The following is a 25430-nucleotide window of genomic DNA, read 5'->3' as shown; positions in this document are numbered from 1 at the left end:
TCGCAATGAAAGTAAAAGTAGGGGTTTTGTTCGGAGGCATGTCGGTAGAGCATGAGGTATCCATCATATCCGCTCTGCAGGCTATTCACGCGTTGAACCGTGATAAATACGAGCCCGTACCGATTTATATCGACAAGCAGGGGCACTGGTATACCGGGGAAGGGCTGATGGATATCGACAATTACAAGCAGCTTCCGGAGCTCTTGAAAAAGAGCGAGCAAGTGATTTTACATACGAATCAGGAAGGAAAGCATCTTCTGATCAACGCCGCATCCGGGCTGTTCCGCAAAAAAATCATCGATGAAATTCATGTCGCCTTTCCGGTCACGCACGGGACCTATGGAGAGGACGGGTCCTTGCAGGGCTGGCTCGATTTGAACAAGATCCCTTATGTCGGCTGCGATGTGCTCTCCTCTGCGGTCGGTATGGACAAAATCATGATGAAAACGATCGTCCGCGGCGCCGGTCTGCCGGTGATCGATTACGTGTGGTTTTACAGCAAACGTTGGTTTGACGCGCAGCAGGAGTGTGTGGAGCTGGTAGAGCAAAGGCTGGGTTATCCCGTGATCGTAAAACCGGCAAACCTGGGGTCCAGTGTCGGCATACAGAAAGCGGACGACAGGGAAGAACTGGTCGAAGCGATAGAGTCAGCGGCATCCTATTCTCCCAGAATTATTGTGGAGAAAATGGTCACCAATTTGAAGGAAGTCAACTGTTCGGTCATCGGCGACTATGAGCATGTGGAAGCTTCCGAGTGTGAAGAAGTGCTGAAATCGGACGAAATCCTGAGCTATCAGGATAAATATATGAACCAGGCCGCCAAAGGAATGGGCGGTACGAGCCGGATTATCCCGGCGGAGATCGGGGAGGAAACCACACGCCGGGTGCAGGAGCTGGCGAAGCAAACCTTCCTGGAGCTGGGCTGCAGCGGTGTGTCACGGATCGATTTTTTGATCGATCAGAACACCAACAGCGTGTATATTAATGAAATCAACACCATTCCGGGCTCGCTCTCCTTTTACCTGTGGCAGCCCAAAGGGAAGGATTTCGAGCAGCTGACGGACGACCTGATCCAGCTCGCGCTCAAGCGGAGCCGGGAACGGGCGCAGCTCACCTTCTCTTACGACACCAATCTGTTGGCGCTGCAGGGCAAAGGCGGCGGCAAGCTGGGCACTAAAAAATAGCGCTTTAAGGAGGATGCCTGCATGAAGGACCTTTCTCCAATACCTGCTGGCCCGGGGGTCGCGGGTGGCAGAGGATACCGATTGAAGAAAATCATGAACAACTGGTCTCCTTGAACCGATTAACCCATCGAATGATCGTTCGTCCGTACTATTACGCCATGAACATTCCCACAGCGATCGATGGGGCTTATGTACGGCAGGGTGCAATTTGATAAACCGGGAGCTGATCGCCGGATTTAGCTATAACGAGCAAAATGCTTCCTACAAGCGGGGTTGTTTTTGTGTGGGAAGAAAAGGAATAGATAAAGTAACCGCCGATTAGCGATAAAGCTGGTCGGCTTTTTTGGTATGTGTTGAAATAAACGCGGGGGATTGAATTTTTACGGGTTAACAATAAACCAGGGTGCCTGAGTCGCTTGACTCTCGGAACACCCTGCGGGTTTACGTATCAAGGAAGCAATGGAACAAATTCTTTGACAATTTGCTGATGACCTTGGTTCTCTTCGTATGCCTCTTCTCTTTCGAGATTGAATTTTTCCATAATCGGAAGATCGCTGCAGGAGAAAAGGTAGGCGTCTTCGGAAGAGGTAACGACGTGCTCGTGCCAAGCCCAATTCGGTACGACGAAGAAATCACCTTTGGACCAATGGAACTGTTCCCCGTTGATCACGGTATAGCCGGCTCCTTTAAATACCTGATAGATGGTTGAATGGGTATGGCGATGAGCTTTAGAGCGGAAACCGTTGGGCAGCTTTTGCATCCAGGCGGCAATCGTCGGGTTTGCCGTTAATCCATTGGATGGATTGATATATTCGACGGCATACCCGTCAAACGGGTCAGGCTCGAACCGGCTCAGTCCATGCAGAGCGGCAAGCGTTTGCGCCCATTTGAACGAGCCCAAAGGTGCGATTTTGGAGCTGCGGTCGGAAATCGGGCGGACCATTCCGCCTGCGTACCGCATCGCGCTATAGTTATCCGGTACGGAAGGCTGTTCGATTTTCTCCGGATAAGATTCGAAGAAGGTGCCTCCAAGGGCATAGATTGTTGGGATATCCAGACAATCCATCCAGATCATCGGCTTATCGCCAGGATGGGAGTGCCCGTGCCATAACGTTTGGGGCGTGGTCAGGAAGTCTCCTTCCTCCATGAAAATCCGTTCGCCCTGCACGATGGAATAAGCGCCTTGGCCCTCAATAATGAACCGAAGCGCACTTTGCGTATGCCGATGGGAAGGGGCCGTTTCCCCGGGAAGAATAAGTTGGACAGCGGCATAAAGCGTCTGTGTCGTTGAAGCCCATCCCCAAGGCTGGCGGTTGGTCAGGCCGGGATTTTGCAAATAAATCGCCCGGCGTTCACCGCCGCGGTCCGGCGTGAAAATATCTTTGGCTTCCATCAATTTCTTATAAAGCGTTTCCCATTTCCAAAGATAGGCTTGCGCATGAGGCGCAGGCTGTTTATGCATTAAATCGGGTATCGCATTCCACAGCGGCCCAAGGTAATATTTTTCAATCTCTTTGTTAAAGTTTTGGACGGTTTCACTTTGAAAAAATTCGTTTTTTTCTGCCATACTTTGACCCTCACTTTCCTTTTGCGTCCTCGTACTGCCGCAGATTTCTTTTGATTTGTTTTAAATGCGTTTCCACGTGTTCGACCAGCAGGTGATCTACAATGAACGCCATCGGCTTGGTTCCGAATCTCGGGTTTCGGCTCGGGGATTCGACAGTTAAATCTTCGGCCGTCAGCGGACCGAGCACATCCCGTACTTTTGATTTCAAAGCGATAATGCCCTTCAATACTTCGTCCTTTGTTCGCTGTCCGGCTTGAGCGACCGCGTTTAACCTTCCTTCATGCTGCAAGCCTCGTCCCCATTCGATGCCGGGAGATGCAATGACCTGCGTCAGCTCATTCAGCCAATAAGGGGTGGCTTCTTCCACATGACAGAGAATCTCCATAACCGACCATGCGTCATCCGCAGGTTTAAAGCGGAGAATTTCTTCGTCGAGGTCTTGGGTAATCTCCACGATTTGATCGATGGATCGGTGAATAGACTGGATCCGGTCCTGCAATTCGCTCATGAGTTTATCCCTCCTGTACTTTTTTTACCCGGTTTTCGAGGACGCCGATGCGGTCGATTTCAACGCGCACCACATCACCGTCTTTGAGGAAGACTTGGGGATCACGCGCCACTCCGACACCGCCCGGAGTACCGGTAAGGATGAGATCGCCGGGCTCAAGCGTCATCAGGTTCGACAAAAACTCCACCAAATAGGGGACGGTAAATACCAGGTTGGCGGTATTCGAACGCTGGCGCTCTTCGCCATTGACGGTCAAGACCACCTCAAGACCTGAAGGATCGTCCAATTCATCGGCTGTGATCAACCAGGGACCCAGCGGCAGGCTTCCTTCCACTGTTTTTCCCTGCAGCCATTGAAGTGTTCTTCTTTGAATATCCCGGTAGGTAACATCGTTAGCCACGGTATAACCGGCAACATAATTTAAAGCGTTGTCCCGGGAGACGTTTCTGGCGCGTTTACCGATAACAAAGGCGAATTCCGCCTCATAATCCAGCTGTTCCGAGACCGGAAAGAAAGGAATATCGTCCTGGGGACCAATGATGGTGTTGCTGAATTTGGCAAAGACAACAGGGTATGGAGGAAGCTCGCGGCCCATTTCTAAAATATGCTCCCGGTAGTTATGGCCGACACAAACGATTTTTCCCGGATTTAAAACGGGAGCTTCAATTTTAACGTCGGAGTATTCATATATGACGTTTCGTTCGAACGGCCCCGGGGATTGGAGAATGAATTGAACCGCTTTCTTCGCCAAGGAAAGGCTTTCATCTCCGCCCTGAAGAAATTCCACCATATTGGCCGGAATAAATGCTTCGGCAATTTGTTTTGCCCGAATAGAGCCATTGGCTTGCAGCATGAGTTCATAAGCGGTATTTAAATCAATCACTTTGCCGTCTTCAATACATCCGATTCGACTTTCTCCATGAATGCGATAATGGACTAAACGCACCATCCATCTCTCCTTTTTGTTCACAATTAATAAATATGATTTATCAATATCGTACAATGTGAATATATCAAAAGTGCTTCCTTGTTGTAAAGACAAATTAAAAAATGTGAAACTTTCCGAAGAAAGCATTTACAAAAAAAATGATTTTAGGTATATTAACAGTGATCCAATAAATAATATTAAACTTGATTTACCAATAGTGAACAACAGGAGGTGCAAATCATGAATTCGGTTATTTTACTATGACAGACTGCCGAAGACTGGCGAAGCGGCGGGTCTGGAGAAAGCCATCCTGTACTGAATTTTAGCTTGTGAGTAGAGGGGGAGAATACATTGCGTTCAATCGATATTAATCGGATGATTGATGAATCAAAATTTAACCGCTTTCATGGTCTTGTTTTGTTTTGGTGCGGTTTCATCATTGTTTTTGACGGATATGACCTTGTCGTATATGGTTCGGTTGTTCCTGTTTTGATGCAAGCCTGGGGGTTGACCCCTATTCAAGCCGGTTCGCTGGGAAGCTATGCTTTGTTCGGGATGCTGTTAGGGGCTTTAATTTTTGGTCCTCTGGCGGATAGGATCGGCCGTAAAAATGTCATTTTGTTCTGTATTGCACTCTTTAGCATCTTTACGGGGATCATCGGATGGGCCAAGACCCCCGCAGAATTCGGGATCTATCGATTTATAGCCGGCTTAGGCCTGGGCGGGGTGATGCCCAATACGGTTGCATTAATGACGGAATATTCACCCAAAAAGCTGAAGAGTACGCTCGTTTCGATTATGTTTAGCGGTTATTCCGTCGGGGGGATGCTTTCTGCAGGTCTGGGTATTTTATTAATTTCCCGGTTCGGCTGGGAAGCCGTTTTCTTTGTCGGAGCTCTCCCGTTATTTGCCCTGCCGTTTATGGTTAAGACGCTGCCTGATTCCCCCAGCTTTTTGCTGGCCAAAAATCAGACGGAAAAGCTTGGTGAAATCTTGTCTAAAATCAATCCGGAGTTTACTCCGCAAAAGGACGACAAATATGAAATGGTTATCCCGAAAAAAACAGGGATGCCGGTTATCACGCTGTTCGAGAATCGCCGTAGTTTAAGCACAATCATGTTCTGGATTTCGTTTTTCATGTGCTTGCTGATGATTTACGGATTGAATACATGGCTGCCTAAACTGATGGATAAAGCGGATTACCCGTTGGGGTCAAGCCTCATGTTCTTGTTTGTCTTAAATTTCGGAGCCATCTTTGGCGCGATATTCGGAGGATGGGCGGCCGATCGTTGGGGTTCAAAGAAAGTATTGATCGCGTTTTATTTGCTGGCAGCGGTTTCATTAACATTGCTCGGCTTTAAAGCCAACATGGTCGTATTGTTTGTTCTGGTGGCTATCGCCGGTGCAGCTACGATCGGGACACAAATTATTGCCAATGCTTATGTTTCTCAATATTATCCGGTTCATATGAGATCCACCGGTATCGGTTGGGCATTAGGGATAGGCCGGTTAGGCGCCATTGTCGGCCCGATGATGGGAGGGATTTTGCTGTCGCTGGATCTGCCGTTAATGCAAAATTTCATAGCCTTTGCTGTGCCCGGACTGATTGCCGCTTTGGCCATCTGGTTTGTTCAGGAAAAATATGCCGACATGCGCAGCACGGCAGCAACGGAAGAACAAGTCAGTCCGCAATCGAAGAGTATTGACGCTATAGCTAAATAAAAATGGATAATAGCCGAAAATCAATGGTTTATTGATGATTTCGGCTATTTTTGACCATTTTAATACGATTTTGAACAAATTTAAGATAAATAGTATTTACAAATGAAAAATCTGTTGGTAATATAAAAGTGTAAACAATAAATAAATATTATTCACTAATAGTGAACAACGGGAGGTACTAATCATGAAACTTGGTTATTTTACTTTGACTGACAACCCGATTGAGTACGGCAGCACAAGGAAAGATGCGAACCAGATGATCAGGGATTTGGCCGAGCAATGCGTATACGCGGAGGAGCTCGGATTCGATTCCGTTTGGGTTCCGGAGCATCACTTTAGTGTGCTGGGAGTTCTGCCTTCACCATCCTTGTTCTTGGCCAACATCGCGGCAAGAACCAAAAAAATTACCTTGGCTCCTGCAACGGTGCTTTTGCCGGCGAGCCATCCGATTCGTATGGCTGAGGAATATGCATTGCTGGATCTCTTGAGCAACGGCAGAGCGATTTTCTCTGCAGGAAGAGGATACGACAAGCGTGAATACGATGTATTCGGCGCCGATTTCAACCAAAGCCGGGAAATCTTCTTTGAAGGGCTGGATATCATTAAAAAAGCGTGGACAGAGAAAGCGTTTTCTTATCAAGGGAAGTTCTATTCGTTCCCTGAAGTGGAGCTGACGCCAAGACCGGTGCAGGATCCGCATCCTCCGATCTATGTAGCGGCATTCAGCCGTCCTTCTTTGGAGAAAGCGGCCGAGATGGGAGAGAATGTGATCTTTGCCCCATTTGCCGCCAATATGGTGTTCGGAAGTCTGGAAGGAGCGGTTTCATCCTTTAAGGAGCTCTCCGAAAAGCACGGTTTTAAAGGCAAAGGCGCCCGCTGTTCGTATTTCATTAATGTGACCGAAACGAAGGAAGAGACGGAGAAGACGAAACAGCGTATGCTAAAATACTTCACCGGTCTGGTACCGGCCTTCCCGTCCGATCCGACGACGGCGCCTCCTCATATCCGTTATTTTGTGGATATCGTAGAGAAGCTGAAAAAGATGAAGACCGACGATTTGAGCGACAAGAGCATTATTGTAGGGGATCCGGAATATGTAACCGAGTGTCTGAAGAAATGCGAAGCGGCGGGTCTGGAGGAAGTCATCCTGTACTTTGACTTCGGCGGCCTGTCGCATGAAGATACCATGAAGTCTATGGAACGCTTTGCCAAGCATGTGCTGCCTCATTTTAATCAAAATGTCGTGAATGCTTAAAACGGACCAGCTTCCCTCTATTGTTGATATCATTTCCATAGGAGTGATATGATTCAAATAAATGAAACGCGGAGGGAAGGTTTAAAAGAGATGACGACGAACGACCTTAAAGGACACGGTATCCAATCCCTTGAATTGGGATTGGATATCTTGAAAAAAATTGCGGACCAGGACAAACCGCTCACGATTACGGAAATAGCCAATTTATGCGGAATGTCCAAAAGCAAGCTGCACCGGTATCTCACCAGCTTTTGCCGATGCGGTTTCCTGGCAAAGCAGGATGATTTACGCTATTCCCTTGGCACCGAATTGATTTTATTAGGATTAAAAACATCTGAAAAATTGGATGTAAAGGAAATTTCAGGACCGTATTTGACGGCCCTTAGAGAAAGATTAAATGAGACGGTCGCCCTTGCTATCTGGGGGGAGAACGGACCTTTCTTTCTCCGGTGGGAGGAGAGCAACCGGGCGGTTAATCTCGGCATTCGCGCCGGTTCTCAAGTCAGTGTTACGCGCAGTGCGCCTGGAAAGTTATTTGCCGCCTATCTGCCTCAGTCACGAACGCTGGAATTAGTTAAACGGGAACTGCCGAACGGCGAACTGGAGCAGGCGGCTTTCTATAATGAGATGGAAGAAGTCAAAAGAAAAGGATATGCCGTCACGCAAGGCACGTTAATTCCGGGAATTTCCGCGATCAGCTGCCCTGTATTTGGCCAAAACGGTGAAATCATAGCTGCGATTACGGTCGTCGGATTAATCGATACACTGGATGTTTCGGAAAATTCCGAAACGATCCCCATCATCATGGAACAATGTTTATCGTTATCCCATTCTCTGGGGTATCAAAAAAAATTCAGTTACGTTTAACAGCCTGATTGTCCGGGGACCGGAGGAGTTTGGGGGGAAGGTTCAATCATGGGATTTACGTTAGATGCCGAGAAGGTCATTCATCTGCCTGATTTAAACTTTGTTCAATTTTGTCAAAAAACATATGGTTTGAATCGCGGAGTCTATAATACGGTGGATTCCTGGTTTTATCAAAAGGGAGCTACAGATATAGCGGATCGAAGAAAACGGATTATCCATTTTTTGGACTGTGTTCATCATCCGGTTGAAAACGGAAGACTGAAATTCGGCCATGGCGGACTGGCCTCATGTTTAACCCTTTATTGGGAAAACTATGCTTAAAGGACAGCATGAAAAACGCCAAGACGAGGACTGCCATTTCCGAGAGCAAGCCAAGCCTGACTGATTCACATATTACCATCACATGATTTTTAAAAATGGATAGGGGATGGCATGATGACAACGACAGAATTTGATTTCACTCAAATTTTTGCCGATGAGCGTTTGGGGTTTCTATCTACGATCCATAAAGAATCGGGAGCGATTCAAAAAAATGCCGTCTCCTGGATTTATGGCTATAAACCGAAAGTCCTTCGCGTAGCCGTTTCCACCAAATCGGACATCGTCAGCAATATCGAGTCGAACGCCAATGTAAATTTCTCCTTTTTTTACAACAAATCGATCGTATCCTTCCAAAACAAAGCCAGGATCTTGACCAAAAAAATGCCGGGCGTTCCGTTTCCGTTGACCCTTATTGAATTGTCAACCGATGAACTGCACGACATTATGTTCTATGGAGCGGAAATAGCTCAAGAGCCGGTGTATAAGAAAACCTATAACATAGAGGCCGCTAAAAAATTGGATAAGCAGGTATATGCATCTATGGCATTAAGCGAGGAAGAAATGGAAGCGGCAAAAGAATAAATCCGACTAGGCTCGCGCTGCTGCCGATGAATAGGGCGGCACAGCAAGAAAGCCCTGCACTCTTTAGAGAGTGCAGGGCTTTCTTAGGTTCAGCGGACTCCGCTTATATCATATCGTAGCCGATAAAGGCTTCGCGAACGCGGCTCCAAAACGGGAACGGGCGAAACCTGGCGAACTTCACCTTCCTGCCTGCCGCTACCATGCTGCGAATCGAAATGATGTCGTTGCGCTGCATGTATACGTGGTCAAGAGACAGCAGAATGTTCTGATTCGCCCTCGGATAGATGTCGCAGTGGTGATGCTTCGGCAGCAGAATCGGCGAGCCTAACGTACGGTATACGCGGTTGTTGATCGATGCGATCTCCGCAATTTGAATGGCATCCAGAGACGGATGGACGATGGCTCCGCCCAGGCTCTTGTTGTAAGCTGTGCTTCCGGAGGGCGTCGAAATACAAATGCCGTCGCCGCGGAACGTCTCGAGCAACTCGTCGTTGATGTGAAGCTGTGCGACGAGCGTGGCATCGACGCCCTTCAGCGTGAATTCATTCAGTGCCAGTTCGGTTTCAATCCCGTGCGGCGTCGTGATTTGGATCTCCACAAGCGGATATTTGACTACCCTCAGATCATTCTGCCTGCTGCTTTCGCCCATCAGCTGCGCGAGCAGTTCCACTTCATCCGGCTTCCAATCGGCGAAGAAACCGAGCCGCCCGGTATGAATGCCGACAAAGGAAATGTGATCCAGCTGATCCTTATAGCGGTGAAAGGCTTGCAGCAGCGTTCCGTCTCCTCCGATGGACAGAACAATGTCGGGGGCCGTCTCTTCGTGAACGAGACCGAACTGTTGAATCAGTTCATGGAACGAATGCATCAATTGGATGGATATTTCATCGCCGCGATGAACCACATTGTATTTCAAACGGTTGTCCTCCTATATCTGTACGCTTCGTTATGCTCAGCCGTCCGAAGCGCTGCAATACTCTTCAATCCATATCGCCGTGCTTTCCGGCATTTGGTTAAACCTGACCGCAACCCGGTATGCGTCGCTGCCGAAAGGAGCGATACGAATAACTTCGGCATGGAGCGTGAGTTTCTGGGCAAGTCCGGGCAGCACAAAAGATAACTCCAATTCCAATGGAGAAAATAGACGGGTCGAGGTCATGAATGACACGCCGCCCGCGGACAGATCCAGGATTTGCCCGGTAAAAAATGCATTTCCCTGATGCGTTCTCTGCCCCCGCACGCCTATAATCCGACAGGTTAACGGTGTACGCACCTGAGGCACGATTCGCTTATATTGGCGCTGCTCTGCTTTAAGAAGCTGCGGCGGAGCTGTAAGCGTCAATGTACAAAGGCATCGTTTCGTTTCCAAATGGAGCAGGTCAACGAGGGCATAATACAGAATCCCCCGCTTAAAAAATGAAAATTCGATGAAATACACATGATGCAGCTTCTCCAAAGGGTGGATCGCCATCGTTTCCAGAGTGACGGTCATTTGCTCGCCGTCCGCTTTCGAGAGTGTGAAGCTGTCCTCATAGCAAAAGGGCAGGCCCTCCTTGGTTTCGCCGACAATGATGAGGCGGCAGCTTGCAGGGATAACGACCGTCCCGCATGCCAATGCTTGGTTCCAATGCATATGCGACACCTACCGGAAATGGTTTTCGACACCCCTTTTGTATCTGTGTAACTACATCATAATCAATAATGGAAAAGAAAACAATGCCAAGACCGCAGGCGGCTACGGTATGAGTCCTCTGCGATTATGTTATGATATGGAAAGGATGCCTTGAGAGGAGCTGATCCGATGATTCATACGTTTGCCGTCACTCACCAATCTGCGATCGAGCAGGATTTGGAGCTGGAAAGATTGCACAGCCCTGAAATCCGCTGGTATTGGGTTGATTTTGATTGTCCTACAAGCGAAGAAGCTGCGTTATTGGATACATTTTTCCACTTTCATCCGCTTGCGATAGAGGATTGTATGCAGTTTCTGCAAAGACCCAAGCTTGATCACTATGAGGATCATCATTTTTTTGTTCTGCATACGATTAATCCCGTGACGTTGGATTCAGACGAGGTAGACCTGTTTCTGGGCAGAAACTATATCGTTACGTACCATTCCAAGCCTCAATCCGAGCTGGAGGATTTCCGCGGCAAGCTGCTGTCGGACCCTAAATATTTGGAGAATGGGCCGGTGTACGCTTCCCATCTGCTGATAGACAAAATTGTAGACCAATATTTTCCAAGCGTATATCATCTGGAGGACAGCCTGAATGAACTGGAAGACAGCTCTCGGGGCGTTTGGTCTGAAAAAGTAATGGACAGGGTGTTTGAAATCCGATCGGACCTGCTAAAGCTGAGGAAGACGATTTTTCCGATGCGCGATTTGCTGTACCGGATTATTTATTCGGAAAAAATCGAAGGCGTGAAGCAGCATGCCGCTTATTTTCAAGATATTCACGACCATCTGTTGAAGCTGTCGGATATGGTGGAGGCGAACCGCGATTTGACTTCGGACATCAGGGACAGCTTTATTTCCATCAACTCTTATCGGATGAACACCATTATGAAAACGCTGACCGTCATCACCACCATTTTCATGCCGCTAACGTTTATTGCCGGCATTTACGGGATGAACTTTCGCTATATGCCTGAGCTGGAGTGGAGCTTCGGATATTTCGCCGTATTATTCATCATGTTCTCGATCGGACTCGGAATGTTTTGGTGGTTTAAAGTGAAGGGATGGTTCAAATGAGCAAGGGCCCTGCGCAGGCGTTCAACCGGACATCTGCAGCAAGGCCCTTTGGACCTTAAAACTTAGTCACGAACGGCACCTCGAAACGGCGGGCGAAATTGGCGCTGACCGGAAGCACGCGGATGCTGAAATGCGGACCGTGCTTCAAATGTGAAGGAATCATGGCGCGGTAGACCACGGCGCCGTCGCCAAGCTGCCGCGCAGGCTCCATAGGTACGACGACCTGGTGCCAGCCGTCGGGTCTTTCTTCGTAGTGGATGAGCTCGATAGCGGTATCCTGGTACCAGATGGGGCCGAATCGGACCGTGGCCGTAACTTCTTTGAGCGGAGCCGTCGAGGTTGTCCCCGAGGGAGAGTTCAAGGTCCGCGGAGGCGTATCATTCACCTCGAGGACACGGACATGGTGCCAAGATTGATGAATGAACTTCTTGTAATCGGCCACCTTGGTCGCTTCGGCATAATCATTGTCCGCAAAAAGCTGCGTTCTCTGCAGTGAGGGAATATAGGTTTCATTCACGTAATCCATCACCATGCGGTCCGTGTTGTACACAGGGGCCAGAGTACGAATGGAGCGCTTCATCCGGGCGACCCATTGAGCGGGCAGGGGACCATGCTGATAATAGAGCGGCACGATCTCCTGCTCCAGCAGCCGATAGATCGATTCCGTGTTCTCCCGGTCTTGAGTCCACGGGTCGGCGTGATCATGGTTTTCGATGCTCCATCCGTTCGTGCCGTCATACCCTTCCTCCCACCAGCCATCCGGCACACTGAAGTTGATGACCCCGTTCATTGCCGCCTTCTGGCCGCTGGTGCCGCTCGCTTCGTACGGCCGGCGCGGATTATTGAGCCAGACGTCTACGCCCTGGATCAGGCTTTGCGCCAAGCTCATATCATAATTTTCGAGAAGAATGATTTTGCCGCGGAACGATTCCATCCGGGATACCCTGTAAATTTCACGAATCATCTCTTGGCCGGAGTGATCGGCCGGATGCGCTTTTCCCGCAAACAGGAACTGTACGGGCCGGTCCGGATGATTGACAAGCCGATTCAGCCGGTCCAGATCCGTAAAGATCAGTGTGGCCCGTTTGTAAGTGGCAAAGCGTCTTGCGAACCCGATCGTAAGAGCCTCCGGAGACAAGAAGGTTTGAACCGCCTCTATTTTCTCGGACGGCATTCCGTTTCGGCGCAGCTGCTCGCGGAGGTTGGCGTGTACGTGTGCAAACAAACGTTTTTTCAGTGTCAGATGGACCGACCATAAGGACTCCTCCGGAATGGAATCGATCGATTTCCATACCTCCTTGTCCGTGTGTCGGGAAATCCATGTTTCCGGGAGAAACCGGCTGTACAGCTCCTTAAGCTCGGGAGCGAGCCAAGTCTGGAGGTGAACGCCGTTCGTAATATGCCCGATCGGCACTTCATGCACATCAATGTTCCCGTGAAACGCGCGGAACATATCGCGCGAGACATGGCCGTGCAGCTTGCTGACGCCATTGCGGAGAGCCGCCGTGTTCATGGCCAGATAGGTCATGTTGAACAATTGCTTGTGAACATCCCATCCGAGCTCCGTCAAAGCCGCCTTGGCGTGCGGGTATTCCGCAAACAAACGGCTGAAGTAATATTCGAACATCGGTAAGGGGAAAGCGTCATGCCCGGCTGGAACCGGGGTATGGGTCGTAAAAATGGTGCTTGCGCGAACAACCTCGAGCGCAACGTGGAACGGCAGCCCGTTATCCAGCTGCTCTTTCAACCGCTCAAAAGACAAAAAGGCGGCATGGCCTTCGTTAATGTGATACGTACCCGCAGCTATGCCCAGAGCTCTCAGCGCCTTCACGCCGCCTACGCCAAGCAGAATCTCCTGCGCGATGCGGACATCCTGGTTGCCGCCGTATAATTGCGAGGTCAGCTCCCGGTCCCAGGAGCTGTTGTCCTCCAAATCCGCATCAAGCAAAAAGACAGGCACCCGGCCCACCTGAACCTGCCATACTTTCAGCCGCACGGTGCGGTCCGCCATAGGCAAGGACACATAGAGTTCCTCCGGCGTCCGTTCGGCAGGGGGATTGGACTGAACCGGCGCCAAGGCCGGAACGATAGGCAGCCGGCTGACATGGCAGGCGGCGCTCTCGGCAAGCTGTCTGCCCTGGGCATCGAATTTTTGACGGAAATAGCCCTTTTTATATAAGAGTCCGATGCCCACAAGAGGAACGCCGAGATCGCTGGCCGATTTGCAGTGATCGCCCGCCAGTATACCAAGACCGCCCGAATAAATCGGCAGGGATTCGCAGAAGCCGAATTCGGCCGAAAAATAAGCGATGGTCTTTTGCGCATATTCGGGGCAGCGCTGCTCGAACCATGTGGGGGTACGGAAATAATGGTCGTATTGTTCCATCACCGTCCCGTACTTGTTCAGAAATTCACCATTATGCGCGAGCGCATCGAGCACGGGCCTTTGGACCTCCATCAGCAAGCGGACAGGATTGTGTCCGGAATGCTCCCACAGCTCCGGATCAATCGCAGAGAACAGCGACTTGGCGCTGTCATTCCAACTGAACCATACGTTGCAGGCCAACTCCGACAATCGGTTGATGGCGGGAGGCAGTTCAATGCTTTTCGAATGAAACTTGGTATGCATGGTTTCACCTCTAACCAAAATTTTCACAAATTCAACAGATCAAGCAGCCCGGGCTTCGGTGTTCCTCCGGTTTCTAATGATTACATTCTCTTTATGAATCGTTTTCCTATGAAGCAACCAAAAGACAGCAGAAGCAGAAGGCCCAGTACCGAGGTGAACGTCAGAGCCGCGGCAGGCAGCGTGTGCTGCAGCAGCGTAGTCAAGGGACGCGTAACATCAGGTAAGGGGATAAAGGCGGTCAGGTTCGCGCGGTCCGGCCCCAGCGGCTTCCAAAGCACAATTACAAGCACGGCGGCCATCAGGCCGTGGATAAACCGGGCAACGATAAAAGGTATGTAGCGAAGGTCGGTATGATGCAGGATACTGACAATTTGTGCGTGAACGGAAAGACCTGCCCAAGATAAAACCCATGCGGCGATGGCGGTTTGGAACATCAACGGGATGTTTTCTGCGGCCCCGGCCGATTTGGCGCCCAGGGTCACCTCGAAAAATCCATTGACGACAGCCTGGGAAAGGGTCGGGGGCATGCCGAATAATTGAAGCACGGAGTCGATCGCGGCATAAAAGAAGACCATTACATGAGATGAAGTCATCACCTCCATGACGACGGAGAAAAAAACGACCAGACCGCCGACGACAAACATAAGCTTTAACCCGGAGTAGATCGCCTGCTGCAGCATGACTCCCAAAGAGCGTCCGTCCATGAGCCGGGCGTGATGCATGGCCTCAAAGGCACGGCGCAAAATACCGGTCCGGGACTTCTGAACGGAATATCCCGCACTTAAAGCGCTCGACTGACTTGGATTACCCGATGAAGGCTTGCCGTGAAACCGCATCAGCAGGCCGATCAGAATGGCGGAGCCGTAATGCGCGGCGGCAAGTACGGTTGCCAGCGCCGCATTGTGAAAGAAGCCGACCGATACGGCACCGATCAGGAAAATCGGATCGGACGACGTCGTGAAGGCTACGAGCCGTTCACCTTCCTCCCGGTTGACAAGCCGCTGTTCCCACAGCTGGGAGGTCAGTCGTGCTCCGATCGGATAACCGGAGGCAAAGCCCATCGCCATCACAAAGCCGCCGATGCCCGGCACGCGGAACAGAGGCTGCATCAACGGATCCAAAAGGGTGCCGAAAAAATGAACCATGCCTACACCGAGCATGATTTCGGAAATGACGAAGAAAGGAAACAGCGCCGGGAACAGCACATCCCACCAAATGGCTATGCCCCTTAGCGACGCATGAAAGGATTCGGCCGGAAAAGCCAGCATCAAGCAGGCAAGCATAGCGGCGAGAAGCGCCGCCGCGATCATCAAAGAGCCTTTGGTACGCATCGGTCCCCACCTCCTGTTCTGTAAAAAGCTTGTCATTCTGATATATGAAGGGGTGTGTGGAGACATGCCCGCCCGTTATACTGAATTTTCGGAAATGTTCAAGAAAGCGGATATAAGGTGCTGAATTGTACGGCATCCTATGGTACAATAGTACCTATATGAGAATAGGAGTGATCCTTATGTCGGGTGTAATTGCTGGAATTCTCGTATGCGCTTTTGTTTTCGTCATAAGGGAATCGCTGATGTCTTCCGGTGAAGAGGATGTATAGCATGTACCCATGTCCATATGTATAGGGTTTTGGCCAGTATCCGATGCTAAGGCTTATGCATTAGCATCTTTTTTTGCTACATGGATTACGGTTCGCGTCCTTGCAGGATTGCGCAGTTTATTGATTACGGGGAGGCGTTCGCTGATGTCCGAGTTCTATGAAGCGATGGGAGGGGCGGATGGGATCCGGAAGCTGGTGGAGGCGTTCTATCCGAAGGTTCAGGAGCATCCGCTGCTTGCCCCTTTGTTTCCGGAAGATATTGCTCCGGTGATGGAGAAGCAATATATGTTTTTGACGCAGTTTTTCGGAGGACCTCCGTTGTTTTCCGAACAATATGGACATCCGATGATGCGGGCAAGGCACATGGCCTTTCCCATTACGCCCGAGCGGGCTGAAGCCTGGCTCGGCTGCATGAAAAAAGCGCTTCAGGAAACCGGATGGGAACCGGATCTGCAGATGGCCGTGCTGGAGAGGCTGAAGGGGCCCGCTTTTCATTTTATCAACAGCTCAAGTAATTGAAGGAAGGGTATTTATCCATGGTCGAACCGTTATTTCAAGTGAAAGTGGCTTGTCCCCATTGTGAAACGCATTTTCATACTTCTCGCGTCCGGCCGAGCTTTAAGAAGGCAGCCGGCACGGATACGGATTTTGGCGTACGCTATAAAGACATCAATCCGAATTTTTACGTGGTCCGGATCTGTCCCCAATGCGGCTTCGCCAGCACGGAGAACTCGAAGGACCGGTTGTCGCCCGCCCAAAAAAAGGCGTTCCAAGAGAAGGTGGCCGCACAATGGAGCTACAAGGATTACGGCGGCGTTCGAACATGGAGTGAAGCTTTATACAGCTTCAAGCTTGCCCTTCTTTGCGCTCAAACGGTGGGTGAACAGGGAAGAGTAACCGCAGGGCTGCTGCACCACATCGTTTGGCTGTATCGCGAGAAGGGTGACGAAGAGCAGGAGAAGCGGTTTCTTCAATATGCGCTTGCGGAATATACCCGCGCATTCGAGACGGAAACGGGAGAGATGAATAACGCCCGGCTGATGTACTTGTTGGGGGAACTAAACCGGCGTTTGAAAAATTATCAGGAGGCTGTGAAGTGGTTTGGCCGCGTCATTAACGACAAGAGTATTATGGATGCGGCGATGATTCATGCCTGCCGTGAGCAGTGGGCGGTTACCCGTGAGAACATGCTGGCGGATCAGGTGGAGTTCGATATCGAAGAAGTTCAGGAAAAATAGAGGCCCGAAAAAGCTTAAAGCTCCCGCATGACCCTGGTCTGTCGGAGCTTTAAGCTTTTTATTCTTTTCCCTCGCAAGAAAAGCGGGAATGCGGTTCAGCTGTTTCGGCGAAGCGGGCGGTCCGCCAGCAGGTAGTCCTGGTCGGCATCAACCAGAGTCAATTTGTTTCGGCAGCACGGGAAGACGAGCAGTTTTTTTACCCCTTCCCGAAGTTCCGCCAGGTCTTTCGCTTTGAGTTTCAGCAGCACGTTGGGGGCCTGGCAGAAGGGGCAGCTTTGTACATATACGTCTTGTCCGATCCGATCATAAGGCCAGGTATGGGCAAATGGAATCATGGGCTACTCCGAGGTCGGACGGCCGGATTCCGGCGCATCGTTCTTTGCTGCGGATTCGTCCGGTTTTTTCTTGGCCAGCTCAGCCAGCTTTTGCATCAAAATGTGTTGGGGCATATGCATTAAATGCTCGATCGGAACGTTCAGTTCCTTGGCCAGTCTCTGGGCAGTCTCCGGAGAAATGGGAAGTGGTCTCATACAGCGGCACCCTCCAGTCTAAAGATCTTTAGACTCCATTTAATCATATTCGCGGCCTGCAATTCAACTGAAAAATAGGGCATTCGCACATTTGGGCCTGAGCCTGAATTATGGTTTAATGGAAAGGAATACATAAAATACGAAAGGTGAGGTGTTGCCCTATGCGGAGTCCATTGCCACAAACATGGGACTTGAATCGTTTTTTTGAGGGAGGAAGCCATTCTCAGGCTTTTGTGCAGTTTTTGGAAGGGCTTCGTGCGGATATTGCCGCCTTGGAGCAGGAGCTCGGCAGGCTGGCGTCCGGCCAGGCGTCGAATTTGGCAGCATCGCTGCCGTCAGTAGCCGGGCTGCTGCAAAAGGCTCTGCTTAAAATCCGCGAGGCGGATTCATTCACAGCTTGTTTGGCTGCGGAAAATCAGAACGACAAGCAGGCGGTTATTCTGGCGGGACAGGTCAGAACTATCGGTGCTGCCTATGCTTCCGCCAGTACACGGTTCGACGACCTGTTGACCCGAATCGGGAGCGTGGAGTGGAAAGCGCTGCTGCAGCACCCGGAGCTTCAGGGTATTGCCTATCCTCTTGAGGAGCGTAGGGCATTGGCGGCAGAAAAGCTTCCGCCGGAGCAGGAAGCATTGGTTAACGAATTGGCCGTCGACGGATATCATGGCTGGGGGGAGCTGTACAATACGACCGTCAGCAAGTTCCGTGTACCGTTCGAGGAGAACGGCGCCGTCGTCGAGCTGTCTGCAGGCCAAGCCGCCAATAAGATGCACAGCCCGGACCGCGCCGTCAGGGAGAGGCTTTTCCATAGCTGGGAGGAAAGATGGGCGGAGCATGCCGATTACTGCGCCGATGCGCTCAACCATCTGGGAGGCTTCCGCATCAAGCTGTACGAGCGCCGCGGCTGGGACTCGATTCTTAAAGAGCCTCTCGCCATTAACCGGATGTCGAAAGAAACGCTGGATGCGATGTGGGGGGTTATAGAAGGCGGCAAAGACGTTTTTGTCCGCTATCTGGAACGGAAAGCGAAGCTGTTCGGCGTTCGGAAGCTGAGCTGGCACGATGTCGACGCACCGGTCGGGCAGGGAAGCATCCATTATAGCTATGATGAGGGCGCACAGCTGATTGTGGAGCAGTTCCACCGCTTTAGTCCGAAAATGGCCGATTTTGCCGTCAAGGCATTCGAGAACGGGTGGATTGAAGCGGAGGACCGTCCAGGCAAACGGCCCGGCGGATTTTGCACCTCGTTCCCGATCCATAAGGAGACGCGCATTTTTATGACTTATGCGGGTACGGCATCGAACGTGTCGACGCTGGCCCATGAGCTGGGTCACGGTTATCATCAGCATGTGATGAACGATTTGCCCGCGTTGGCCCAGGAATACGCCATGAACGTGGCGGAGACGGCGTCTACGTTCGCAGAGATGGTCGTGTCCGATGCGGCGGTAAAAGCGGCAGAGACGGAAGAAGCGCGGCTGACCCTGCTCGAAGACAAGATTCAGCGTTCCGTCGCATTTTATATGAACATTCATGCGCGTTTTCTGTTCGAAACCGCGTTCTATGAAGAACGGCGCAAAGGGCTTGTCGGCACGGACCGCCTGAACGAGCTGATGCTTTCGGCGCAAAAAACGGCATTCCGTGATGCGCTGGACCAATACCACCCGCACTTCTGGGCGTCAAAACTGCATTTTTATATTACGGAAGTGCCTTTCTACAATTTCCCATACACGTTCGGTTATATGTTCAGCACCGGCCTGTATGCGGAAGCGCTCCGCCGCGGAGCCGCTTTTGAGGACCAATATGTAGCACTTCTCCGCGATACCGGCCGCATGACCGTTGAAGAATTGGCGCATAAGCACCTTGGCGTTGATCTGCGGAAGCCGGACTTCTGGCAGCAGGCCATGGACCTCTCCGTCGCCGATGTGCAGGAATTTCTGCGGTTGACTGAGTAGGGGGAATTTCCAAGGGTTATCTATGTACACAAAGAAGCAGAACCAGCAGGTTGAGGGTTCTGCTTCTTTGGCGTTATGTTATCCATCGTCAATGAAGGGGTTGATGGAGGGGAGTCGTTATACCGCTGTTAAAAAAATATATGATTTTACAAAAAAATATATTGTTGTATGGACAAGTGTGTGATATATTATTCTCATAAATAATATATTATTTTTAAAATTATATATGATTTTTATATTTGTAAAAAAGCTATGAGGAGAGCACAATGGCCCAAACATACAGAACCAAGAGGGAAAAAGTTTATTTAAGTTTACAGGATAAAATCATCAAAGGAGTCCTTCGTCCCGGCACAAGATTAATTATTTCTAATTTGGCCAAACAATTTGACGTGAGCGAGATCCCTGTAAGAGAAGCGATCCAAACACTTGCACATGAAGGGTATGTGTCCATAACCCCACATTCAGGTGCGACAGTAAGCAGTATGTCGGAAGACGATATACGCCAAATTTTTGAAATCAGAATCAATCTGGAAAGCTTGGCATCACGATTGGCAGTGGATCATCTTTCCAATTCACATATTAAAACACTGTATCAAATGATAGAAGATTCAAAGAACTTTTTACACAATCAGGATTTACAAGGGTATGGGGAGTTTAATCGCGCCTTTCACGATTGTATATACCAACATGCCAATAATCAGCGTCTATTTACGATGATCAGTGAATTATGGGATTTCTCTACACGATATCCGGCCTTTTTCAGCAGTCTGCAGGATATTGAAAATTCCATCCGGGAGCACAAAGAAATTGTCGACGCACTCAACGATAAAAACGCAGACTTAGTAGAGAAATTAATGAGGGATCATACAAGAGATGTCTATCATAAAATCATCCGATTGGTCCAACAAGAGAATAATGAGTAAAAGGTTTAATCTTCATTAAACCTTTTACTCAGGATGAATGATGGCCAAACCAATACGAGAAAATGAAACCGCTTTATTTTTCTAATTTCTTACATATTTAAATTTCAACAAATTGAATTTTTATTGTTTAGTAACTGAAGGGGGTGGTAAGCAACCACAGGGTGCTTTTATCACGCGTGAACTTAAGATGGGTGGCTATTTCCACCAGTAAAAGTGACTACACTAATGGAAAGAGGTATGGAAATGAAAATTACAGAAGTATCGACTTATATTCTGAGGACCAAAATGGACAAGCCTTTTACTTCGGCAAGGGGCTGGTGGTATAAGACCAAAAACGCCATGCTGGTGAAAGTCACGACGGACGAGGGCATTGAAGGTTGGGGTGAAGCCTATGGTCCCGCCGAGATAACAAAATCAGTTGTCGATACGTTGCTAGCACCGACCGTCGTGGGGGGCAACCCGTTTGATACGGATATTTTATGGGAAAAAATGTATCAACGGGTAGAGGATTACGATCCGCAAGGCTTCGGTGTTGCAGGAATCAGCGCAATTGATATTGCGCTCTGGGACATTATGGGTAAAGCGCTGAAGCGTCCGGTATATGAGCTTTTGGGTGGAGCTCACCGCAAAAGCTTCCGGGCCTATGCCACGGGATTATACTTTATGTCGGAGGAGGGAGACTTTACAACCCCGTCGATTGAAGAAGCACTGGCTTATCAAGAACAAGGTTTTACCGGCATCAAAATGAAGATTGCCCTTCCTCCAAAGGAAGAGATCAAACGTGTCGAACGGGTACGAAAGGCACTTAGTGAAGAAATTGAACTCATGGTCGATGCCAATCATGGCTATAATCTCACGAACGCTCTTCTTCTTGGTAAGGAATTCGAACAAATGGGTCTTGCGTGGTTTGAAGAGCCTGTTTCTCCACACGATTTAAATGCCTATAGCGATCTTCGAAGCAAGCTTTGTATTCCGTTGGCTGGTGGGGAAAATGCATTTACTCGTTATGCGTTTAAAGAAATAATCGAAAAACGCGCCATGGATATTATTCAGCCTGACGTTTGTTGTGCTGGAGGCATAACAGAGACCAAGAAAATAGCTCATATTGCAGAGGCATTCGGTATTAGCGTGATCCCGCATGTATGGGGTTCGGCCGTAGGTCTGCATGCAGCTCTGCATGTTATGGCCGCCTTGCCTCCAGCTCCTCATACGTGGCGTCCTGTGCCCATGTGGATGGAATATGAGCAAACTGAAAATCCGTTTAGAGATCACCTGGTCAATGAACCTGTAGTACATGATAAAGGGTATGTCAGCGTCCCTGAAGGACCTGGGCTTGGTTTTACAATCAATGAAGACATCATTAACCGCTACCGGATTGCGTAGGAGGCCGCTTATGATCATTAAGGCTCAAGTCTTAAGAAATTTTTACGCTAGTCTTCTTAGGGCTGTAGGAACCTCGTCAGAAGATGCCGAAATTACCTCCGATGCGCTTATTGATGCCGATCTTCATGGCCTTGAAACTCATGGCGCGTTAAGAATTCCTCCATACATCCGAATTGCTCGGGAGGGTGTGTTGGATGCTTCCGGAAAACCGGCGCTTGAATGGAGAAAAGGTGCGGTTTCATTGATTAACGGTAATAATGGGTGGGGTCAGCCAGCTGCTTTTATGGCGGTAAATGAGGTGATTTCCCATGCCAAAACGCATTTTGTCGGTGCAGCCGGGATCAAAAATACTAACCATATTGGAACATGCTCGTATTATGCAAAAATGTTGGCACGTGCGGGACTAGTCGGTTTTGTAACGACCAATTCACCGCCTAATATGCCCCCATGGGGCGGAAGCGAGCCAATTTTAGGCACGAATCCGATCTGTTTTAGCGCTCCGACCCCAGATGGTAAGGTTATCGTTATCGATATGGCAACATCGGTTGTGGCCAAAGGGAAAATATTGCTTGCTGCTGAACGGGGTGAAAGTATACCGGAAGGATGGGCACTTGATAAAAACGGCAAGCCAACGACAAGTCCAAAGGAAGCTTTGGAAGGCTCTCAACTTCCAGTCGGCGGACCAAAAGGTTATGGACTCGCACTATTTGCCGAGATTTTTTCAGGCGTTCTTACCGGAGCGAACATAGGAACCAACCTTCACAGCATGTATGATAAAATACTAAATCCGTCTGGTGTCGGGGCTTTTATGTTCGCCATCGATATCTCACCTTTCGGAATAGAACAAGTGAATGCAAAGATGGAGCAATTGATTGGAATGGTCCTTGGTTCAGAGCTTGCCGAAGGATACCAAAGGATATATCTTCCCGGGGAAAACTCAAGCGAGATCGCGGAGGAACGAAAAGTCAAAGGCATTCCGATGAGTCCGTCCATTCTTGAAAAAATGAATCAAGTTGCCCAGGAACTAGGCATAAATCCATTAAAGCCAGATGAAGGAGGGGCATAACGTGTTTCAAGCGTTACAACTGCATGAAAAAGATAATGTTGCCGTTGCCGTAATTGATTGCCAAGGGAGCCTAACTATAACCGTTCAGCCTCCGTCAAATCAGCCGTTTTTCACCATTACAACCATAGAAGATATCCCATTTGGTCATAAAATCGCACTGCAGGAAATAAATAAAGGTGACATTATTACAAAATACGGCCGACCGATCGGACGATCAACAGCCCCTATTAAGATAGGTGGTCTTGTTGGGGTGCATAATATTGAAGGACTTCGCGGACGCGGAGATTTACAAGCTGCCGGAGGTGAGCGGTAATGGAGTTTCTAGGATTTGTTCGTCCGGGGGACGAGGCAGGGATTCGCAACTACGTCCTTGTTATCCCATCCAGCCGTCTTGTTAATATTGCGGCAACCCGGATAACACAGTATGTTGCCGGCACGAAGACCATCATGACGGGTGGAGAAAATGGCCGACACAAAAAAGATCGCGAAAGACTCAGCAGACTTTACATTGGATTAGCAAAAAATGCAAACGTTTTCGCGACCATTGTACTCGGAGCAAGGAAAAACTTCGGTTACGCAGAATTGGAGCCGTATACCATTGCTCACGAAATCGCCAAAAGCGGTAAACCGGTTGAAGTGCTGACGGTTGAAAAATCAGGAGGTCTTGAACGTCTTGTCGAGGATGGAATTGACTTGGCTCGCCGTTTTGTCCATGGAGCTTCGATGGTTAAACGGGAGGCTGTCCCCATCGGAAAACTCGCGATCGGTGTGAAGTGCGGATTATCGGATGCGACAAGCGGAATAAGCGGTAACCCCTCTTTTGGTAAAGCTGCGGATCTTCTCATTGCCTCCGGCGGCACGGCTATATTTTCAGAAACGGTGGAAATCATTGGCGCGGAACTCGATGTTGCTGAACGCTGTGTAAACGAGCGTGATGCCAAACGACTGCTTGAAATGGTAAATGAGGTGGAGGAAGCGGCAAGATCTACCGGGGAAGATATCCGTACGATTAACCCTTTGCCGTCAAACATTGAAGCCGGTCTTAGCACAATCGAGGAAAAGTCATTGGGAGCCATACAAAAAACGGGAACGATGCCTATCCAGGAGGTGCTGGAATATGCGGCACGTTCGACTAAAAAGGGTCTGCATTTTATGGATGGCTGGATGTCTTCCTTCTCGCTGCCTATGAGCCTCGCCGCAGCAGGCTGCCAGCTTACTATTTATCAGCTAGGAGGTGAAGATCTTCCATCGTATGATCCGCCTATGCTGGCTACGAATACGGGGGTTGTGGCTCCGCTCATGATGATCACAGGTAACCCTCGTACGGCAAGTAAAGCATGGCGTAGTATTGATTTTTCGTCGGGCGCCATTATCACAGGTGAATCGACGATTGAAGCGTCAGGAGAAGCATTATTTCAAAAAATACAAAGCATCGCCTCCGGAGAACTCACCAAGGGTGAGACTATCCGCTATACAGATCCTTTAGAACCTTACTTCTTGGGGCCGGTATTTTAATGATGGAGGTTTCAACATGAAGTTGGTTACGTTTGGTACTAGAGACAACAAGCATCATATTGGCGTGCTTAAGGATAACTCCAGTGTAATCGATATAAGGATGGCCTCAAACGATTTGGGAATCCCCCTTTCATTTGAAAGCATTATTCATATTCTTGAAGATCCGGAAGGGTTGGAGAAGGTTCAAAGGGTTATAGACGCTGCCGGGAAACATGCGGGGCCGTGGTATCGATCTTTAAACGACATAAAGCTTACTGCTCCTATTCCGCGCCCTGGGAAAATCCTTGGAGTCGCTTTGAACTATCAAGATTTTTGTGTACGAGGAAAACTCGACACCCCAACAGCGCTTAAAGTATTTATGAAGGCACATAGCACCGTTGTCGGTCCGAATGATGCGGTACATGTTCCTCTGGAGAGAAAGGTTACTTATGAAGGAGAACTGGGTGTTGTTATCGGTAAGACCGGAAAACATGTTGCTTCCGCCGATGCTTGGGATCATGTTGCCGGATACCTGATCGTCAACGACTTTACAGCAAACGATTATATCAAAGAAGACGTTCAGCTTATGCGGGGTAAAAATCTTGATACGTTTTGTCCTATGGGCCCCTTCTTGGTTACTAAAGAAGAGATTGCCGATCCTGGCGCGCTCGCCATAAAGACGGAAGTTAACGGCATCGTCAGGCAAAACTCCAATACGTCGCGGCTTATATTTAAAATACCGGAAATCATCGAATATTTCTCTTCATTTCTTACTCTCGAGCCTGGAGACGTCATTGCTACGGGTACACCGGCAGGGACAGCATTGCAATTCGACCCACCGGCATTTGTGCAGCCTGGAGATGTTGTAGCCGTTACCGTGGAAGGGTTAGGCACTTTGACCAATATCATCAGATCATAAATATGAAACC

Annotated in this window: 25 protein-coding genes; 16 read left to right on the top strand and 9 right to left on the bottom strand. The window is 49.4% G+C overall.

The genetic code is table 11. From position 1 onward, the window contains the following. Nucleotides 1-5: 5 nt before the first annotated feature. Entirely contained in the window at nt 6-1184 is a 1179-nt protein-coding gene (locus tag EXW96_RS11055) for a D-alanine--D-alanine ligase family protein (RefSeq protein ID WP_174350553.1), read from the top strand. A 448-nt stretch (nt 1185-1632) separates the two neighbouring features. Here the strand turns inward: EXW96_RS11055 and EXW96_RS11050 are convergent, their stop codons facing one another. The 3 genes from EXW96_RS11050 to EXW96_RS11040 are packed head-to-tail and all read right to left on the bottom strand — an operon-like array spanning nt 1633 to nt 4205. Beyond that, nucleotides 1633-2751 carry a cupin domain-containing protein gene (locus EXW96_RS11050; RefSeq protein ID WP_062406402.1) on the bottom strand — a complete coding sequence of 373 codons (1119 nt, stop codon included), beginning with the start codon at nt 2749-2751 and terminating at the stop codon, nt 1633-1635. Between the two features lie 10 nt (nt 2752-2761). After that, entirely contained in the window at nt 2762-3259 is a 498-nt protein-coding gene (locus EXW96_RS11045) for a DinB family protein (protein ID WP_174350552.1), read from the bottom strand. Nucleotides 3260-3263: 4 nt separating this feature from the next. Further along, nucleotides 3264-4205 (bottom strand): fumarylacetoacetate hydrolase family protein, encoded by a 942-nt coding sequence (locus tag EXW96_RS11040; RefSeq protein WP_174350597.1) that lies wholly within the window; start codon nt 4203-4205, stop codon nt 3264-3266. 333 nt (nt 4206-4538) lie between these two features. On the opposite strand from EXW96_RS11040, the gene EXW96_RS11035 reads away from it, so the two are divergent. From EXW96_RS11035 to EXW96_RS11015, 5 genes are all read left to right on the top strand, one after another. Next, on the top strand, nt 4539-5909 hold the full coding sequence (locus EXW96_RS11035; RefSeq protein ID WP_174350551.1) for an MFS transporter: 1371 nt from the start codon (nt 4539-4541) through the stop codon (nt 5907-5909). 184 nt (nt 5910-6093) lie between these two features. Then, nucleotides 6094-7164 (top strand): LLM class flavin-dependent oxidoreductase, encoded by a 1071-nt coding sequence (locus tag EXW96_RS11030; RefSeq protein ID WP_062406407.1) that lies wholly within the window; start codon nt 6094-6096, stop codon nt 7162-7164. A 90-nt stretch (nt 7165-7254) separates the two neighbouring features. Then, nucleotides 7255-8031 carry an IclR family transcriptional regulator gene (locus EXW96_RS11025; RefSeq protein WP_174350550.1) on the top strand — a complete coding sequence of 259 codons (777 nt, stop codon included), beginning with the start codon at nt 7255-7257 and terminating at the stop codon, nt 8029-8031. 48 nt (nt 8032-8079) lie between these two features. Continuing rightward, on the top strand, nt 8080-8352 hold the full coding sequence (locus tag EXW96_RS11020) for a hypothetical protein (protein ID WP_062406411.1): 273 nt from the start codon (nt 8080-8082) through the stop codon (nt 8350-8352). A 111-nt stretch (nt 8353-8463) separates the two neighbouring features. Continuing rightward, the gene (locus EXW96_RS11015) at nt 8464-8934 is read left to right on the top strand and encodes a PNPOx family protein (RefSeq protein WP_082660599.1); all 471 of its coding nucleotides are present in this window, start codon (nt 8464-8466) and stop codon (nt 8932-8934) included. Nucleotides 8935-9037: 103 nt separating this feature from the next. Here the strand turns inward: EXW96_RS11015 and EXW96_RS11010 are convergent, their stop codons facing one another. Continuing rightward, on the bottom strand, nt 9038-9850 hold the full coding sequence (locus EXW96_RS11010) for an NAD kinase (protein ID WP_054817608.1): 813 nt from the start codon (nt 9848-9850) through the stop codon (nt 9038-9040). A 36-nt stretch (nt 9851-9886) separates the two neighbouring features. Beyond that, complete coding sequence (locus EXW96_RS11005; RefSeq protein ID WP_054817609.1) at nt 9887-10567, bottom strand: PilZ domain-containing protein; 681 nt, start codon at nt 10565-10567, stop codon at nt 9887-9889. A gap of 168 nt (nt 10568-10735) precedes the next feature. Between EXW96_RS11005 and corA the strand changes: the two genes are divergently transcribed. Next, a complete protein-coding gene (gene corA, locus EXW96_RS11000; protein WP_062406417.1) occupies nt 10736-11686 on the top strand; it encodes a magnesium/cobalt transporter CorA in 951 nt (316 codons plus the stop codon). 55 nt (nt 11687-11741) lie between these two features. Here the strand turns inward: corA and glgP are convergent, their stop codons facing one another. Together glgP and ylbJ are read right to left on the bottom strand one after the other, a co-directional pair. Then, nucleotides 11742-14315 carry an alpha-glucan family phosphorylase gene (glgP, locus tag EXW96_RS10995; protein ID WP_074728006.1) on the bottom strand — a complete coding sequence of 858 codons (2574 nt, stop codon included), beginning with the start codon at nt 14313-14315 and terminating at the stop codon, nt 11742-11744. Between the two features lie 80 nt (nt 14316-14395). Then, on the bottom strand, nt 14396-15646 hold the full coding sequence (gene ylbJ, locus EXW96_RS10990) for a sporulation integral membrane protein YlbJ (RefSeq protein WP_254611339.1): 1251 nt from the start codon (nt 15644-15646) through the stop codon (nt 14396-14398). Between the two features lie 413 nt (nt 15647-16059). Here ylbJ and EXW96_RS10985 point away from each other — a divergent pair, with 413 nt between their 5' ends. Further along, entirely contained in the window at nt 16060-16434 is a 375-nt protein-coding gene (locus EXW96_RS10985) for a globin domain-containing protein (RefSeq protein ID WP_062406423.1), read from the top strand. A 17-nt stretch (nt 16435-16451) separates the two neighbouring features. Next, nucleotides 16452-17153, top strand: a complete 702-nt coding sequence (locus tag EXW96_RS10980) for a DUF2225 domain-containing protein (RefSeq protein WP_174350549.1) — start codon at nt 16452-16454, stop codon at nt 17151-17153. Nucleotides 17154-17248: 95 nt separating this feature from the next. Here the strand turns inward: EXW96_RS10980 and EXW96_RS10975 are convergent, their stop codons facing one another. Together EXW96_RS10975 and EXW96_RS10970 are read right to left on the bottom strand one after the other, a co-directional pair. After that, nucleotides 17249-17488: a hypothetical protein gene (locus EXW96_RS10975; protein ID WP_174350548.1), complete on the bottom strand. Its 240-nt coding sequence runs from the start codon at nt 17486-17488 to the stop codon at nt 17249-17251. Nucleotides 17489-17491: 3 nt separating this feature from the next. Next, complete coding sequence (locus tag EXW96_RS10970; RefSeq protein WP_054817611.1) at nt 17492-17683, bottom strand: YycC family protein; 192 nt, start codon at nt 17681-17683, stop codon at nt 17492-17494. A 161-nt stretch (nt 17684-17844) separates the two neighbouring features. Here EXW96_RS10970 and EXW96_RS10965 point away from each other — a divergent pair, with 161 nt between their 5' ends. The 7 genes from EXW96_RS10965 to EXW96_RS10935 all read left to right on the top strand — a co-directional run bounded on the left by EXW96_RS10965 (nt 17845) and on the right by EXW96_RS10935 (nt 25420). Continuing rightward, nucleotides 17845-19635 (top strand): M3 family oligoendopeptidase, encoded by a 1791-nt coding sequence (locus tag EXW96_RS10965; RefSeq protein ID WP_174350547.1) that lies wholly within the window; start codon nt 17845-17847, stop codon nt 19633-19635. 266 nt (nt 19636-19901) lie between these two features. After that, entirely contained in the window at nt 19902-20558 is a 657-nt protein-coding gene (locus EXW96_RS10960; RefSeq protein WP_054817612.1) for a GntR family transcriptional regulator, read from the top strand. Nucleotides 20559-20801: 243 nt separating this feature from the next. Continuing rightward, complete coding sequence (locus EXW96_RS10955; protein ID WP_174350546.1) at nt 20802-21941, top strand: mandelate racemase/muconate lactonizing enzyme family protein; 1140 nt, start codon at nt 20802-20804, stop codon at nt 21939-21941. Between the two features lie 10 nt (nt 21942-21951). After that, nucleotides 21952-23007, top strand: a complete 1056-nt coding sequence (locus EXW96_RS10950; protein WP_174350545.1) for an Ldh family oxidoreductase — start codon at nt 21952-21954, stop codon at nt 23005-23007. Nucleotide 23008: 1 nt separating this feature from the next. Beyond that, nucleotides 23009-23320, top strand: a complete 312-nt coding sequence (locus EXW96_RS10945) for a UxaA family hydrolase (protein WP_174350544.1) — start codon at nt 23009-23011, stop codon at nt 23318-23320. Then, nucleotides 23320-24522, top strand: coding sequence for a UxaA family hydrolase (locus EXW96_RS10940; protein WP_174350543.1), 1203 nt, complete (start codon nt 23320-23322; stop codon nt 24520-24522). Before EXW96_RS10945 ends, EXW96_RS10940 begins: the two co-directional genes overlap by 1 nt. 16 nt (nt 24523-24538) lie before the next feature. After that, complete coding sequence (locus EXW96_RS10935; protein ID WP_174350542.1) at nt 24539-25420, top strand: fumarylacetoacetate hydrolase family protein; 882 nt, start codon at nt 24539-24541, stop codon at nt 25418-25420. The last annotated feature ends 10 nt before the right edge of the window (nt 25421-25430 follow it).

This window comes from Paenibacillus sp. JMULE4 (assembly GCF_013337105.1).
Lineage (GTDB): Bacteria > Bacillota > Bacilli > Paenibacillales > NBRC-103111 > Paenibacillus_G > Paenibacillus_G naphthalenovorans.
Note: the sequence above shows the minus strand (reverse complement) of the source record. Positions and strands in the feature narration are given on the sequence as shown.